This window comes from Kitasatospora sp. NPDC088264, from assembly GCF_040685715.1.
In the GTDB taxonomy this organism is placed as follows: Bacteria; Actinomycetota; Actinomycetes; order Streptomycetales; family Streptomycetaceae; genus Kitasatospora.
The window spans coordinates 20,878-36,373 of record NZ_JBFBIR010000051.1 but is presented as its reverse complement, the minus strand read 5'-3'; the positions used below and the strand labels follow the sequence as shown (position 1 = coordinate 36,373).

The window sequence follows — 15,496 nt, the reverse complement described above, 5'->3', positions numbered from 1 at the left end:
CACGGGACTTGAGCGGACGACGACGGCAGGGACGAACGTGAGGATCTTCCACCGGGCACGGCACCGGCCGTCCGCCACCTGGCGGCAGACGACCGACCGGGCCTTCACGCTGATCGGCGACGGCCGCTACGAGGACGCCGGCGCGCTGCTGGTGATGGCCGCCGACCTGGAGCCCTGGCTGTCCGACTCCTGGTTCAACCTCGCCCTGCTGCACAAGTTCCGCCGGGACTGGGAGCAGGCCCGCTCGGCCGGGCTGCGGGCCGTCGCCCTGCTGGACCGCGAGCACGGCGCCCCCGACTGGTGGAACCTCGGCATCACCGCGACCGCCTTGCAGGACTGGCCGCTGGCCCGCCGCGCCTGGCAGGCGTACGGGCTGAAGCTGCCCGGCGGCCCGGGCGGGCAGCAGGACGGCCCGGTCAGCCTGGACCTCGGCACCACCCCGGTGCGGCTCTCCCCGGACGGCGAGTCCGAGGTGGTGTGGGGCCGCCGGCTGGACCCGGCCCGGATCGAGGTGCTGTCCATCCCGCTGCCGTCCTCCGGCCGCCGCTGGGGCGAGGTGGTGCTGCACGACGGCGCCCCGCACGGTGAGCGGGTCACGGACGGGGTCGCCTACCCGGTGTTCGACGAGATCGAGCTGTGGGCGCCGTCCCCGGTGCCGACCTACGTGGTGCTGCTCCAGGCCGCCACGGCGGGGGACCGGGACGCGCTGGAGCGGGTGGTCGCGGACGCCGGCTACGCGGCGGAGGACTGGACGTCCTCGGTGCGGCTGCTCTGCCGGGCCTGTTCGGAGAGCCGGATGGCCGCGGACGACGGGAACACCGCCCACCACGACCCGCACGACGACGGCGACGCCGCGCACCCCGGACACCTCAGCCACCTCAGCCAGGGCGGGGAGGCCGGAATGTCCTGGCTGGTGGAGCGCGAGTGCGGGATCGCCGCGCCCGCCCTGCTGGTCCGCTCGCTGCTGGACCGCTGGGCCGCGTCCTCGCCCGGCACGCGGGCGTACCGCGATCTGGAAGAAGTCTGTTGAGCGCGCCGCTTACCCTTGAGCGGTGTACCCGGCGAGAGCCGAATACCTGGACCATTCTCGGAAGCGGAAGCGGATAAGCAGCGATGGCGGAGCAGCAGGACCACCAGCACGACCACGACCATGACCAGGAGTCGGCGGCCGACGAGGCCCCGCTGAAGGTGGTCGGCGAGCAGCCGGACCTCTCCAAGGGCACCGCGCGCCCGATCACCGTGGTGGGCAACCCGGTCCTGCACCGCGAGGTCAAGGACGTCACCGCGTTCGACGGTGAGCTGTCCGCGTTGATCGACGACATGTTCCAGTCGATGTACGCGGCCGAGGGCGTGGGCCTGGCGGCCAATCAGATCGGCGTGGACCTGAAGGTCTTCGTCTACGACTGCCCGGACGACGAGGGCGTGCGCCACGTCGGCCACGTGATCAACCCGAAGCTGGAGGAGTACCCGGCGGACCGCCGGCGGGTGCTGGACGACAGCAACGAGGGCTGCCTGTCGGTGCCGGGCGCGTACGCCGAGCTGCCCCGCCCGGAGTACGCGGCGGTGACCGGCGTGGACAAGGACGGCCGGCCGATCCGGGTCGAGGGCACCGGCTTCTTCGCCCGCTGCCTGCAGCACGAGACCGACCACCTGTTCGGCACCCTCTACATCGACAAGCTGTCGAAGCGGGACCGCAAGGACGCGCTGAAGCAGATGGCCGAGGGCACCCCGCGGTACGCGACCGTGGCGAACGACTGACGAACCGCCGAGGGCCGGGGCGCGACGGGCGTCCCGGCCCTCGGCGTTCCCGCACGTGACGCTCCCGCTCCTGACGCCGCCGGTCGCGCTCTGCCGGTCGCGTCCCGTCAGCCGGGTGCCCGGCCGGTGGACTCGCGGGCGACCAGCTCCGGCGTGAACAGGTAGTCCCGGGCCTGCCCGCCGTGTCCCTCCAGCTGGCGCCACAGGGTCGCTCCAACCACCGCTACGACGCCGTCTCCTTCGACCGCGTCGACCCCGCGCTCGGCGGCGACGAGGCGCTCATCGCGCTCACCGCCGAGGCCCACCGGCGCGGCATCAAGGTCATCGGCGACATCACGCTCAACCACTCCGGCAGCGACCACGACTGGTTCCGCGCCGCGCAGCAGGACCCGCACAGCCCCGAGGCCGGCTTCTACTTCTTCGGCGAAGGCGGCCCGGACGACTACGCCACCTTCCTCGGCGTGCGCACCCTGCCGACCTTCGACCACCGCTCGCCCGAACTGCGCCGCCGCCTCTACGAGGGCCCCGACTCGGTGATCGCCAAGTACCTCAAGGCGCCGTTCCACCTGGACGGCTGGCGGGTCGACGTGGCGCAGATGGCCGGCCGGCGCGGCGAGGTGGAGCTCAACCAGCGGGTCGCCATCACCACCGCGGCCACCGTCCGGGCCGCCAACCCCGACGCCGTCCTGCTCGCCGAGCACCAGCACGACGCCTCGCTCACCCTCAAGGGCGACGGCTGGCAGGGCACCATGAGCTACGCGGGCTTCACCCGCCCGGTGTGGTCCTGGCTCGCCGAGCGGCACGACCAGAAGGACTTCTGGGCGGTGCCCGGGCCGATCCCCGACTACGACGGCGCCCAGGTGCGGGCCGTGATGACGGCGTTCGGCGCCGCGCTGCCCTGGCGCAGCCGGGTGCACAACCTCACCCTGCTGGACTCGCACGACACCGCCAGGTTCCGCAGCTTCGCCGGCCCCGAGCGCCAACTGCTCGGCGCGGCCCTGCTGTTCACCCTGCCCGGCACCCCGATGGTGTTCTCCGGCGACGAGGTCGGCGTCGAGGGCGAGGGCCTGGAGGAGGGCCGCAAGCCGTTCCCCTGGGGCGAATCCGCCTGGGACCAGCACACCTACCGCACCTACCGCGAGCTGATCCGGCTGCGCCGGAGCCACAGCGCGCTCAGCGGCGGCGGGCTGCGCTGGCTGCTCGCCGAGCGTGACGTCCTGCTGTTCGAGCGCGAGGACGAGCGGGAGCGGATCCTGGTGCAGATCAGCCGGGCCGACCACCCGCCGGTGGCCGGCGAGTGGCACGCCACCCACCTGCTCGGCGGGCCCCAGCTCGTCCCCGGCCGCGAGCTGCCCGCCGAGGGCCCGGCCGTGCACGTCTGGTCGGTGGCCCGATGAGCGCCGTGCGCACCACGGGGACTGCCGGGGCCGGCACGCGCCGCGGCCGGATCGAGCGCATCCCCGGCTTCCGCTCCGAACTGCTCGGCAACGAGCGCGAGTTGCTCGTCCACCTGCCGCCCGGCTACGACGACGACCCGGGCGCCGACTACCCCGTGCTCTACCTCCAGGACGGCCAGCAGGTCTTCGACCGGGGGCAGCGGCCCACCTGGGCGCTGAACCGGACGCTGGAGCAGCTGTACGCCGAGGGCCTGATCCCCGAGCTGATCGCGGTCGGCGTGCCCAACGCCGTCCTCTCGCCGTTCCTCACCCACGTCGACCCGGCCGACCTCGGCGAGAAGGTGGTCCACGAGCGCTACCGGCGACGCGGCCCGCGCCGGCTCTGGCTGGACATCGGCGGCCGGGCGGGCCTGATCATGGCCAGGCCCGCCCGCGAGCTGGCCGTCCAACTGCTCGACGAGGCCGGCTACACCTCCGGCGCGGACCTCCTCTACTACGAGGACCCGGCCGCGCCGCACCACGAGGACGCCTGGCGACCCCGCTCCCGGCACGCGCTGCTGCACCTCTTCGGCGCCCCCTCGCCGGTCGTCTCGCTCAGCGCCGCCGAGCGGCTGCGGCTCGCCCCCGGCGAGACCTGGAGCGCCGTCAACCCGGTCGCCGTCCGGGCCGACGGCGTGCGGTACACCGCCCTGGAGGCCGAATACCGGGTGGAGCGGCCCGAGGTCGCGGCCGTCTCGCCGCACGGGCTGCTGCGCCCGCTGGCCACCGGGCGCACCGCGCTGACCGTCGGCTTCGCCAACTTCACCGCCGTGCTCACCAGCCCCGCCATCCGCGGGCCCTTCCTCGGCGTCCTCGCCTGGACCTTCGGCTTCGCCCTGCTCTCCACCGGCGCGTCCTTCGCCCTCGGCCTCGGCCTGGCGCTCACCCTGCACCACCCGCGGCTGCGCGGGCAGCGGGTCTACCGCTCGCTGATGCTGCTGCCGTACGCGATGCCCGCGTTCATCGGCATCCTGATCTGGCAGAGCATGTACTACCGGGACTTCGGGCTGCTCAACCAACTGCTGCACGCCAGGGTCGACTGGCTGGGCGACGCCTGGAACGCCCGGTTCGCGGTGGTGCTCACCAGCCTCTGGCTCGGGTTCCCCAACATGCTGCTGATCTGTACGGGCGTGCTGCAGGCGATGCCCGCCGAACTCGACGAGGCCGCCCGGATCGACGGCGCCGGGCCGTGGACGGCGTTCCGGGCGGTCACCTGCCCGCTGCTGCTGGTCGCCGCCGCGCCGGTGCTGATCTCGTCCTTCGCCTTCAACTTCAACAACTTCAACGCGATCCAACTGCTCACCGGCGGCGGGCCGTTCGACGGCGCGGGCGGCACGGCCGGATCCACCGACATCCTGATCAGCTACACCTACCGGCTGGCCTTCGGCGGGCAGGGCGCGCAGTACGGCTTCGCCGCCGCGCTGTCCATCGTCATCTTCCTGCTGGTCGGGCTGATCACGCTGGTGGGCTTCCGCCGCACCCGCGCCCTGGAGGAGCTGAACGCATGACCGCCACCCCTGCCCCTGCCCCCGCCCCTGCCGTCTCCACTGCCGCCCGCTGGCTGCGCCGCTTCGGCTGGCGGCACCTGATCGCCGTGCTCGCCGTCTGCTTCGCGCTGTTCCCGCTGCTGTTCGTGCTGTCCGCGGCGCTGAACCCGTTGGGCACGCTCCAGTCGTCCACGCTGCTGCCCCGGCACGCCTCGCTCGCCAACTTCACCGCGCTGTTCACCAGCGGGCAGTACCCCTTCGCCCGGTGGCTGGGGAACACGGCGCTGGTCTGCGGCACCTTCGCGGTGCTGAACGTGCTGCTCGGCGTGCTGGCCGCGTACGCCTTCTCGCGGTTCCGCTTCCGGGGCCGGCGGATCGGGCTGATGGCGGTCTTCCTGGTGCAGATGTTCCCGCAGTTCCTCGCGGTGATCTCGCTCTACCTGATGTTCGCCAAGATCGGGGACGTCCTGCCGGCGATCGGCCTGGACACCCCGTGGGGCCTGGTGCTGGTCTACCTCGGCGGCGCGATGGGAGTGAACACCTGGCTGATGAAGGGCTACCTGGACACCATCCCGCGCGAGATCGACGAGGCCGCCAAGGTGGACGGCGCCGGGCACGCGCAGATCTTCTTCCGGCTGATCCTGCCGCTCGCCGCGCCGATGCTGGTGGTGATCTCGATCCTGTCGCTGACCGCCGCGCTCAACGACGTGATCCTGGCGAACATCTTCCTGACCTCGAACGACTCCAAGACCGTCGCGGTCGGCCTCTACGGGATCATCTCCGGCCAACAGGACCAGAACTACGGGCTGTTCGCGGCCGGGGCGCTGGTGACCTCGCTGCCGGTGATCGTCGTCTACCAGTTCCTCCAGCGCTACCTGGCCCAGGGCCTGACCGCCGGGTCGGTCAAGGGGTGACCGGTGGCGGGTGCGGCGGGGGGTTCGTCGGCGGGTTCGTCGGCGGGTTTGTATCCGCCGGGTATCAGGGAGCGCGCGGCCTGACGTCGATGTGGGCGAGGAGGCCGATGCGTCCGGTATCTGTCGTATCGTGCCCTTGTCCGCCGCCGCCGTTTGCCACCGCCCACCGTGCGTCGCCGCCCACCGCCCACCGCCCGCCGCCCGCCGCCGTCCGAGCAGGAGCCGTCCGCCCGTGTCCTCGCCCGCGCCGCCCCCGCACCCCGTCCGCGTGCTGCTGGTCGAGGACGACGAGCTGATGCGCCGCTCCTTCACCGTCGCGTTGGAACGCTACGGCTACGGGATGCGCGCCGCGGCGGACGGCCTCACGGCGCTGGAACTGTTCCGGGACGAGCAGTTCGACCTGCTGATCCTGGACGTGATGCTGCCCGGCCTGGACGGGATCGGCCTGTGCCGCAAGGTCCGGGAGACCAGCCTGGTGCCCGTCCTGATGATGTCCGCGCGCGGCGACGGCCTCGACGTCGTCGCCGGCCTGGAGGCCGGGGCGGACGACTACGTGGTCAAGCCCGTGGACACGTACGTGCTGGTGGCGCGCATCCGCTCGCTGCTGCGGCGGGCGACGTACGCGCCACCCGCCCCGGCGCCCTCGCCCGGAGCCGCCGACGGGGACGTCCTGGTGTTCGGGGACCTCACCGTCGACACCGCCGGAATGGAGGTGTCCGTCGGCGGGGCGCCGGTGGCGCTGACCCCGACCGAGCTGAAGCTGCTGCTGGAGTTCGCCGCCCACCCCGGCGTCGTGCTGGAGCGGCACACCCTGCTGCGCAACGTCTGGGAGTACGGCTGGGACGGCGACAGCCGGGTCGTGGACCTGTGCGTGCAGCGGCTGCGCCGCAAGCTCGGCCGGGAGCGGATCGAGACGGTCCGCGGCTTCGGCTACAAGCTCAGGCGCTGAGAGCGGTGCACACGATTCCCCGGCCGGCCCGCGCCCCCCTGCGCTGGAAGATCGCCGCGCTGGCCGCCGCCACCGCCTGCCTCGTCGCGGCGGCGGTCGGAGTGCTGGTGCACCTGTGGACGGCGCAGGACATCCGCAGCCGGGCCGAGGCGCAGGCCTTCAACGCCGTCTACTCGGCCATGGACGTCTACCGGCGCACCGGATCGCTGGCGGACGGCGCCGAACTCGACCCCGTCGACCTGCCCGCCGCCCTGCGCCACCCGGTCGACGGCGAACGGCACACGGCCTACGACGGGCACGCCGAAGGGAACTCGGGCCCGAGCTACTGGGCCGCCCAGCGCACCGGCGGGCCCGGCAGCCCCGTCCTCGCCATCCGGGTCAACCTGGGACCGCAGCTCTCCGACCTGCCCCGGCTGGACGTGGCGATGGCGGTGGCCTCGCTGGTCGCGCTCGCGGCGGCCACACCGGCCGCGGTCTACGGGGCCGGGCTGCTCGCCCGCCGGCTGCGGCGGGTCGCCGAGACGGCCGGCCGGATCTCCGCCGGGGACCTCGACGCCCGGACCGGGCCCACCAAGGGCGGCGACGAAGTCGCCGACATCGCGGCGACGGTGGACCTGATGGCCGACAGCCTCGGCCGACGACTGCGCTCCGAACGGCAGTTCACCGCGGACGTGGCACACGAGCTGCGCACGCCGGTCGGCGGACTGCTGGCCGCCGTCGACCTGCTGCCGGCGGGCGAGACCGAGGACCTGATCCGGGCGCGGGTGCGGGACCTGCGCGCTCTGGTCGAGGACCTGCTGGAGATCTCGCGGCTGGACGCCGGGGCGGAGGAGGTGGTGCGGGCCCGGGTGCCGCTCGCGGCCGTCGTCCGGGAGGCCGTGCTGCGCACCGGGTACGAGGCCGAGATCGCCGTGGCGGCGGAGCTGACGGTGGAGACCGATCCGCGGCGGCTGGAGCGGATCGTCGGCAACCTCGTCGTCAACGCCCACCGGCACGGGGCCGCCCCCGTCCTGGTCACCGTCCAGGACCGTACGGTCGTCGTGCGCGACCACGGCCCCGGCTTCCCGCCGGACCTGCTGCGCCACGGCCCGCGGCGCTTCCACACCGGCGCCGCCGAGCGCGGCACGGGCCACGGACTGGGGCTGACCATCGCGTTGGGGCAGGCCCGGCTGCTCGGCGCGGAGCTGCGCCTCGACAACGCGGAGGACGGCGGCGCGGTGGCGACTCTGCGGCTGCCGGGCTGACCGCCTCGGTTGCTACCGGACTGCTGCCGAGCGGAGCGGTCGTCGATACACGGCGGCGCAGGGGCCTGATACGTGCTCCGGACACCCTTCGAAGTGCACCGACTCGCACCTCGGACAGGAGCCCCTCCCGTGATCGCCAACCCCCTTGCCCTGCACGCGACCCCCGGGGTCGCGGCCGCCGTCGCCGACCTGACGAAGACCTACGGCGGCGGCGACACCCGGGTGACCGCCCTGGACCGGGTCAGCGTGGCCTTCCGGGAGGGCGAGTTCACCGCGATCATGGGCCCGTCCGGTTGCGGCAAGTCCACCCTGATGCACTGCGCGGCCGGGCTCGACACCCCTACGTCGGGGTCGGTGCGGATCGGCACGACGGAGCTGGGCGGCCTGGGCGACCGGCAGCTCACCCGGCTGCGGCGGGACCGGGTCGGCTTCATCTTCCAGGCGTTCAACCTGCTGCCCACCCTGACCGCGCTGGAGAACATCACGCTCCCGCTGTCGTTGGCCGGGCGGACGCCGGACCGGCAGTGGCTGGACCGCGTGGTGTCGATGGTCGGGCTCTCCCGGCGCCTCGACCACCGGCCGGCCGAGCTGTCCGGCGGGCAGCAGCAGCGCGTCGCGGTCGCCCGGGCGCTGGTCGCGCGGCCCTCGATCGTGTTCGGCGACGAGCCGACCGGCAACCTCGACTCGCAGTCCGGGGCCGAGGTGCTCGGCTTCCTGCGGGACTCCGTCAGGGAGCTGGGGCAGACGGTGGTCATGGTGACCCACGACCCGGTGGCCGCCGGGTACGCGGACCGGGTGGTGTTCCTGGCCGACGGGCGGCTGGTCGACGAGATGGCGCACCCGACGCCGGACCGGGTGCTGGACGTCATGAAGTCCTTCGCGGGCTGACCCGCACCCCCCGACTCTCGAAAGCTGATCATGCTGACCACAGCCCTGCGCAACGTCCTGGCGCACAAGGCCCGGCTGCTCATGACCGTCCTCGCGGTCTGCCTCGGCGTCGCCTTCGCCTCCGGCACCCTCGTCTTCGCGGACTCGACCGCCGCCGCCCACCGGGCGGCCGCGTCCCGCACCTTCGCCGACATCGCGGTCAGCGTCACCGCGAAGGAGTCCCCTGCCGTCCCCGACCAGCCGAACGTGTTGACGGACGAGTTGGCGCGCAGGATCGCGGACGTGCCCGGTGTCGCGGCGGTACGGTCGTCGGTCGACGGGAGCGCCACGTTGAACGCGGCCGACGGCAGGCCGCTGCGGGTCAAGCGGGGGACGAACCTCGCGGACGCCTACGTCCCGGGGCGCGACGGCGAGGACGCCCGCTACCCCGTGGTCGAGGGGCGTGCCCCGGCCGGTGCCGACGAGATCGCCGTCGACCGGGGCACCGCGGCGGCGGGCCGGTACCGGGTGGGCGACCCGGTCACGCTCGCCACGGACGGCCCGGCCCTCACCGCGCGGCTGGTCGGCATCGTGACCACCACGGACACCCGGGTCACGGCCGGCGGTACGCTCACCCTGTTCGATCGGGCCACCGCGCAGCGGCTGTTCGCAACTCCCGGGCACTACACCAGCCTTGAGGTCTCCGCCGGGCCGGGCGCCGGCCAGTACGAACTGGCGGAGCGGATCGCCGCCGTCCTGCCGCCCGGCCGGGCCGAAGTCACCACCGGACAGGCGCAGGCGAACCAACAAGCCATCTACGTCGGCACGTTGACCCGGGGCTACCAGAAGCTGCCGATGGTCTTCGCCGGGGTGTCGCTGTTCATCGGCTCGTTCCTCGTGGTCAACACCTTCACCATGCTCGTCGCCCGGCGCACCCGGGAGATCGCCCTGCTGCGGGCGGTCGGCGCGACCCGGCGCCAGGTGGTGCGCTCGCTGCTGGCCGAAGCGGCGCTGGTCGGGGTCGTCGCGTCGGTGGTGGGGTTCGTCCTCGGGCTCGGCATCGCGGCCGTGCTGCCCGGGCTGCTGAGTGGCGAGGGCGGTCGGCTGCCGGAGGGGCCGTTGGTCATCGGACCCCGGCCGGTGGCGGCAGCCCTGTTCGTCGGGGTCGGCGTGACGGTGCTGGCCGCCTGGCTGCCGTCGCGCAGGGCGGCGCGGATCGCGCCGATCGAGGCGCTGCGGGCGGCGGCCGCGCAGCCGGGCGGGCGCTCGCGGCTGCGTCCGATCGTGGGGGTGGGGCTGCTCGTCCTCGGCGTCGGCTGGCTGGTCGCGCTCGCGGGTGCGGCGAAGGACGCCTCCGAGGCGAATCTGCGGAGTGCGATGGCGGGTTGCGGGCTTCTGGTCGTCGCCCTGATCGTGCTGGCACCGACGCTCGCCGTCCCGGTGATCCGGCTGACGGGCCGCCTCACCCGGCGGTTCGGCGTCGTCGGCCTGCTGGCCCGGCAGAACGCGCTGCGCGACCCCCGGCGCACGGCGGCGACCGCCGCCACGCTGCTGATCAGCACGGCGCTGGTCAGCGGGCTCGCCACCATCGGCAGCTCCACCGAACAGGCCCTCGACCGGCAGGCGGCGGACGGCCTCGCCGCCGACTACGTGATCAGCACCGGCGACACCATGACCGGCATCGACCCGGCGGCCGTGCAGCGGGTGGCCGGTCTTGCGGGGGTGCGCGGCGCGAGCGCGGTCGCGGACTCCACGGTGGTCATCGGCGGCAAGGTCCGTGAGATCTCCGGCATCGACCCCGTCTCTGTTGAACAGGCCGTGAAGCTCGACTTCGTGAGCGGTTCCGTGGAGGACCTCGGGCCCGGCCGGATCGCCGTCTCCAGCAGCGTCGCCCGGGAGACCGGGGTGAGCACGGGAGGCCAGGTCAACGTGCGGATGGGCCGGAGCGAGGAGTTCACGCGGTACACCGTCGTGGGCGTCTACCAGGACAACCCCACCGCCCACGACGCGGTCGGCGCCCGGGGCGAGGTGCAGCAGCACGGCTTCAAGCCCGGCTCCGTCCAGCGGATCCTCGTCCGGGGCGACGGCTTGTCCGGGCGCGACCTGCGGACCGCTGTCGGCAACAACCCGCTGCTGAAGGTGCAGGACCGGGCCGAGCTGGTGCGGGAGGCGGCGGGGACGATGGGCGACCTGCTGACGCTGATGTACGGGCTGCTCGGCATCGGCGTCGTGATCGCCGCGCTCGGCATCGTCAACACCCTGGCCATGTCCGTCACCGAACGGACGCGTGAGATCGGCGCCCTGCGCGCCATCGGCATGGATCGCGCGGGCATCCGTCGGATGATCCGCCTGGAGGCCGTGACGGTCGCGGCGTTCGGCACCCTGCTCGGCCTGGCCGGCGGCCTGTTCGGCGCCTGGGCCGTCGGCGCGCTGGCGGGCGGCGCGGTCAGGCAGTACGCGCTGGTGTTGCCCTGGGGCACGCTCGCGCTCGTCTGCCTGGGGTCGCTCGCGATCGGCGCGGTCGCGGCAGCGGTCCCGGCCCGGCGGGCGGCGGCCCTCAGCCCGCTGGAGGCGGTCGCGGAGGTGTGACCGGTCGATCGCCCTGTCCCCGCCCGGTGCGAACGCCGGGCGGGGACCATCAGCGTCGCGGCCGGGACAGGGCGATCGGGTCGTCCGGATCCTCGATGTGGTCGCTCACTGGCCCCGAGACGGTGAAGGAACGTTGAGGCCTGGGTCCGCGGGATCGGCTGCTGGTCGTCGTGGTGGCCGTGCAGGGACCCTGCGCTCACCATTCCTCCGGAAGTCTCGTGCAGGCGGGACCGGCATCAGTGTCTTCCCCCGCAGGCCTGGCCGGTACCGGAGCCGTCACGAGAGTCCTGAGCTGGTGTTCCTTCCCGGCGAAGATTGACCGGCTTGTCCGTCTCAGCAAAGGTTGACCAGGCGTTGCTATGGCCCTGCAACCTACACAGCCCTCACAAGAGAGCCCAATGCCTGAACTTCCCGCCACACGCCGCATCACCCTCCACCTACCCGCCGACCTCGTCGACTGGCTCCACGAGTTCGCCGAGATCTCTCACCGATCCGTTGACGAGGTGGTCCGGCCACTGATCGAGGCGGAGAAAGCCCGCTTCGATGCAAACTGGGATCGGACGTCACCAGGGCCTGGTTAGAGTCGAGGAGCGCCACGACCAGCAGCTCGACGCCCACACGCGACCGGTTGGCAGCCGCTCCTTCGTCGTGTGCGGGTCGGGCGCCATGTACCAGACGATGGAAGGCCGTTGGGGCTGCGCCTCTTGTGGCTCCACCTGGGCCCGAGACAGCGAGAAGGGCCAAGGAGCATGCCGATCTGTGCGGAGTGCCGCACCGCTGAGGCGGTCATCAAGGACCTGGACGTCGGGTGACTGGCCTGGCCGGCGATCGCACATCAGGCTGACGGCCGGGCAGCGGGTCGGATCGGGCACGGGATGTCCGGCCAGATCCGGTTGGGGCACGCGATCACGTAGTGGCCCGACCAGCGGCTGTCGGACACCCAGCGGGACCAGACGACGTCCGAGGCGCCCTCCAACTGCTCAACCGCGCGGAGTCGCCGTGCCTCGAAGGGAAGTTGGGGGTCGCCGCCAGGAGTGTGTTCCTCGTACCGTTCCGCAAGCCAGTCCACTGCGTTGCTCACCGCCACCCAGGTGCCCCGCACCTGGGCGGCCGGGCGCAGGAGCCACCAGCCGGTCATCATCGGCGGGAGTTCCGAGAGGCCGAACCGTGCGGCCTCGATCGGGCGACGCTCCGGCTCCTTCGCCAGCAGCCGGCCGTCACCGGCCCACTCGTAGCCGTGGAAGTGCAACAGTGCTTCTCCTCGGAGACGTGGAAGCCCCGGCCGCCCGCACGGGACTGCGGGCGGCCGGGGCTGTCAGGGGACTTCAGACGGACAGGCCGAACCGCGCCGGGTCGATTCCGGCCTCGGTCAACTCCTCGGCGGTGAACAGCAACGGTTCGCGGTCGGGACGCTTGCTGTCGCCGAGGGCGAAGACGCCGTGCTCGACCAGGCCGAGGGTCACGCACGACTCGCCGTCGTCGCCCCCGCCCTGGTTGCCGCCGCACGCACGGTTGAACTCGACCTGGGAGAGGTCGAGTCCGTACAGGTTGCGCTCAGTCATCGCCTGCACCTTTCGGTATCGCTTCGGGGCAGCACGGAACGGCCCCGCCCCGCCCAGGACTTGGGCGGGAGAATGAGGGGGAGTTCAGCCCCACAGGCTGATGCGGGTGGTGAGCTGGTCGGCCGGCACCTGGCGCGACTTGGCGTCCGGCTCGAACAGCGGCCGGACCAGCGCCCGGCCGTCCTGGGCGCCCACGATTTCGACCAGACACCCGGTCGTCAGGTCCTTCCGGACCGGATTGTTGTCGATCCGCTCCATGAGTTCCGCGTGCGTACGGCGGCGTGTGGTGCCGGTCGGCTGTGCGAAACCGTCAGTGGGCATGGAGCGCTCCTGTGGCTCTCGAATCATTTCGGCGAGTCACCAAATTACCGGGGCGTTGGGGTTGTTTCTGTGCGCTTTCCCGTTCCCGAAAGAACTCACCTCAGGCCCGTTTGGGCAGTGCGCACATTCCATTTTCCGCCCGGGTCGAACGGGAGGGATCGTAGGGCTCAGGTGGCCCACCGAATCCCGCCGAACGTGGGCGCAGGAAGTCGGACCGGTCGACTTCCTGCACCGCGAAGGTTCGCTGGTTGGCTATCGGCAGAGATCCTGTGATGTCTCCCGATGGCGGGAAGTCCACTCGTGCAACGCGGCCCGAGCGTCCTCGCCCCAGAGCGCGTAATTCTCGAAGGTTCGGAACGTGTCCAGGTACTCCTGGACGTCGTGGGGCCTGTTGAACACGAGCACGCCTGCGGCTACCTCAACGGTGGCCAAGGATGCGTCGTAGACGGTGAAGACGTTCATCGGCGCCTTCGGCATATGGCCGGCCAGCGGGATGACTCCGAGTCGAACATTCGGCAAGCGGGAGACCGAAGCCAGGTGGTCGAGCTGCGTGGCAATGGCCTGCGCCGGTACCAGCGGCCAAAGGCAGGCCTGCTCCGTCAAAACAAAGGTGAAGCTCTTGGTGACGTCGCGGAGTACGGCTTGCCGCTCAAGCTTCTTGGCGATGACCCTCGAGTGATCGCCGGGGATCTGGGCCAGACTGGCGTTGACGTACGCCGGCGTCGAGAGCAGTCCGGTGATCATGGTCGGCAGGAAGTGGCGGGGTTCCGTCGAGGTCCGCTCAAGGCTCGCCAGCTCAACCTGCTTCTTGTCCGCGCCGTTTCAGCGGAGGATTCTGGCGTCCTGCCGCTCTGGACCCGCGAGCCGTGCTGAATCCGACCTGTTTTCCACTGAGGATTCCTTTGGATTCTTATTCTCGAAGGAATTCGTCTCGGATCCCTTCGACCAGTGCGCGCATGTCGTCTCCGTGTAGTGCTACGGCATCGAATTCGGAGAATTTTGACAGATAGACGCCGACATCTCGTGGATCGTGAGTGGTGATCTCTGAATGGAACGTCTCCACGATGACCAGGCGATCGTCATACATGCTGAAGCATGTCATTGGGAAGTCCGGCATTCGTCTGGCGAGGGGAATAGACCCGATGGTCACGTTGGGAAGGCGGGACAGTGACACCAGGCGATCGAGCTGTGTAGCCATGACGGCAGGAGGACAGATCCGCCAGCGTAGTACATGTTCACAGATGAGGAAGTGGAACTGCCGCTGGCGGTCGTACAATACGGCCTGGCGCTCCAGTCGAGCTGCGATCGTTTTCGTCTTCGCCTCTTCTGGCAGCTCTGGGTGCAAGGCGAAGACGGCCGAGACATATTCGGCGCTCTGGAGCAGTCCAGGAATCAGCTGTCCCTGGAAGAGTCGGAGAAGGCCTGTTCGGGCTTCGATGGCTTTGATGGCGTGCTGGTGCTTCCAGTGGCCCATTCGGCGGAGTTCCCGCCAGGCGACCTCTTCGGTCGCCGCGCCGCGGGCTGCCTCCAGGAACTCTGCTTTGGCTTCGCCTGATATGCCGAGCGCGGTCAGGATGAGGTCCACGTCCTGCACGCTCGGCAGGGTCTTGCCGTTTTCGATCTTCGAAAGCTTGGCTGGAGACATGGAAGCCCTGCGGGCGACGGTCTCGGCTGTCTTGTCCGAGGCGATCCGTAGCGCCCGCAGGGCTTTGCCCAAGTCCTTGTGCTGTTCTCCGCTCAAGCCGCCGAGTACTCCCCGAAAGGCACGGCGTTCGTCAGAGCGATCTCCCGGTACTGCTGGTACTCGCTCAGGTAGTCGTCGGGCAGGAGTTCGGCTCCGAGGAACTGCCCTGCATCCGTGTAGTGCATCCGGTAGACCTGGGCGTCATCGAACAGCCAGAAGTCGTGGTCCGGTAGCCCGGCCACCTTCTGGCGAGCCGTGTCGATGATGCCGATCGACTCGCCGGCCTTGATGTTGCCGGGGTACGACGCCAGCTCGTAGCGGAGGTAGTCCGACAAGGGGGAGTGGAGGACGTGCACCCGGGCCACGTGCTTGCCCAGATCCGTCATGGAGCGGACCCAGGGGTTGTCGAAGCGGCCAGGCGGCAGCCCCTTGCCGGCGAGGAAATCCGCGAACTCTTCACGTTCGTCGTCCACGTCGTAGACGGCCAGAGTTTCGAGCCGGAAGGCCGTTCGCTCGAACGTCTTGAAGAGACGGCCGAAGTCTTCACCCTTGAGCATGGAAGTACCCCTCCAGGACCGCAGCGGGGATCACGACCGCCGACTCGCCGTCCGGCAGGTTCAACTCCGCCAGACGGTAAGGGTCGGTGATCGCGTATCCCTGGACCATGTAGTCCCCGTTCTCGGTG

General features: G+C 71.3%; 16 protein-coding genes. 9 read left to right on the top strand and 7 right to left on the bottom strand.

The annotated features are described in order from the left end of the window. The first annotated feature begins 37 nt into the window (after nt 1-37). From AB0O82_RS29550 to AB0O82_RS29510, 9 genes are all read left to right on the top strand, one after another. Nucleotides 38-1,030, top strand: coding sequence for a hypothetical protein (locus tag AB0O82_RS29550; protein ID WP_363586975.1), 993 nt, complete (start codon nt 38-40; stop codon nt 1,028-1,030). Between the two features lie 83 nt (nt 1,031-1,113). After that, complete coding sequence (def, locus tag AB0O82_RS29545; protein ID WP_363586974.1) at nt 1,114-1,758, top strand: peptide deformylase; 645 nt, start codon at nt 1,114-1,116, stop codon at nt 1,756-1,758. Between the two features lie 182 nt (nt 1,759-1,940). Then, nucleotides 1,941-3,155, top strand: a complete 1,215-nt coding sequence (locus tag AB0O82_RS29540) for an alpha-amylase family glycosyl hydrolase (protein WP_363586973.1) — start codon at nt 1,941-1,943, stop codon at nt 3,153-3,155. Next, entirely contained in the window at nt 3,152-4,702 is a 1,551-nt protein-coding gene (locus tag AB0O82_RS29535) for an ABC transporter permease subunit (protein ID WP_363586972.1), read from the top strand. The genes AB0O82_RS29540 and AB0O82_RS29535 overlap by 4 nt, the downstream gene beginning before the upstream one ends. Then, nucleotides 4,699-5,595, top strand: coding sequence for a sugar ABC transporter permease (locus AB0O82_RS29530; protein WP_363586971.1), 897 nt, complete (start codon nt 4,699-4,701; stop codon nt 5,593-5,595). The genes AB0O82_RS29535 and AB0O82_RS29530 overlap by 4 nt, the downstream gene beginning before the upstream one ends. A gap of 232 nt (nt 5,596-5,827) precedes the next feature. After that, nucleotides 5,828-6,544 (top strand): two-component system response regulator CseB, encoded by a 717-nt coding sequence (gene cseB / locus AB0O82_RS29525; RefSeq protein WP_363586970.1) that lies wholly within the window; start codon nt 5,828-5,830, stop codon nt 6,542-6,544. 5 nt (nt 6,545-6,549) lie between these two features. Further along, nucleotides 6,550-7,788 carry a HAMP domain-containing sensor histidine kinase gene (locus tag AB0O82_RS29520; RefSeq protein ID WP_363586969.1) on the top strand — a complete coding sequence of 413 codons (1,239 nt, stop codon included), beginning with the start codon at nt 6,550-6,552 and terminating at the stop codon, nt 7,786-7,788. A gap of 132 nt (nt 7,789-7,920) precedes the next feature. Then, on the top strand, nt 7,921-8,676 hold the full coding sequence (locus AB0O82_RS29515) for an ABC transporter ATP-binding protein (protein ID WP_363586991.1): 756 nt from the start codon (nt 7,921-7,923) through the stop codon (nt 8,674-8,676). 30 nt (nt 8,677-8,706) lie between these two features. After that, nucleotides 8,707-11,244: an FtsX-like permease family protein gene (locus AB0O82_RS29510; RefSeq protein WP_363586968.1), complete on the top strand. Its 2,538-nt coding sequence runs from the start codon at nt 8,707-8,709 to the stop codon at nt 11,242-11,244. Between the two features lie 835 nt (nt 11,245-12,079). Here AB0O82_RS29510 and AB0O82_RS29505 read toward each other — a convergent pair. The 7 genes from AB0O82_RS29505 to AB0O82_RS29475 all read right to left on the bottom strand — a co-directional run bounded on the left by AB0O82_RS29505 (nt 12,080) and on the right by AB0O82_RS29475 (nt 15,477). Further along, the gene (locus AB0O82_RS29505; protein WP_363586967.1) at nt 12,080-12,493 is read right to left on the bottom strand and encodes a hypothetical protein; all 414 of its coding nucleotides are present in this window, start codon (nt 12,491-12,493) and stop codon (nt 12,080-12,082) included. A 76-nt stretch (nt 12,494-12,569) separates the two neighbouring features. Then, a complete protein-coding gene (locus AB0O82_RS29500) occupies nt 12,570-12,806 on the bottom strand; it encodes a DUF397 domain-containing protein (RefSeq protein WP_363586966.1) in 237 nt (78 codons plus the stop codon). A gap of 84 nt (nt 12,807-12,890) precedes the next feature. After that, complete coding sequence (locus AB0O82_RS29495) at nt 12,891-13,127, bottom strand: hypothetical protein (RefSeq protein ID WP_363586965.1); 237 nt, start codon at nt 13,125-13,127, stop codon at nt 12,891-12,893. 252 nt (nt 13,128-13,379) lie between these two features. Beyond that, a complete protein-coding gene (locus AB0O82_RS29490; protein WP_363586990.1) occupies nt 13,380-13,922 on the bottom strand; it encodes a DUF5753 domain-containing protein in 543 nt (180 codons plus the stop codon). Between the two features lie 115 nt (nt 13,923-14,037). After that, nucleotides 14,038-14,868, bottom strand: coding sequence for a helix-turn-helix transcriptional regulator (locus tag AB0O82_RS29485; protein ID WP_363586964.1), 831 nt, complete (start codon nt 14,866-14,868; stop codon nt 14,038-14,040). Continuing rightward, nucleotides 14,865-15,368, bottom strand: coding sequence for a DUF6879 family protein (locus AB0O82_RS29480; protein WP_363586963.1), 504 nt, complete (start codon nt 15,366-15,368; stop codon nt 14,865-14,867). The genes AB0O82_RS29485 and AB0O82_RS29480 overlap by 4 nt, the downstream gene beginning before the upstream one ends. Further along, nucleotides 15,355-15,477, bottom strand: coding sequence for a hypothetical protein (locus AB0O82_RS29475; protein WP_363586962.1), 123 nt, complete (start codon nt 15,475-15,477; stop codon nt 15,355-15,357). Before AB0O82_RS29475 ends, AB0O82_RS29480 begins: the two co-directional genes overlap by 14 nt. Between the last annotated feature and the right edge of the window lie 19 nt (nt 15,478-15,496).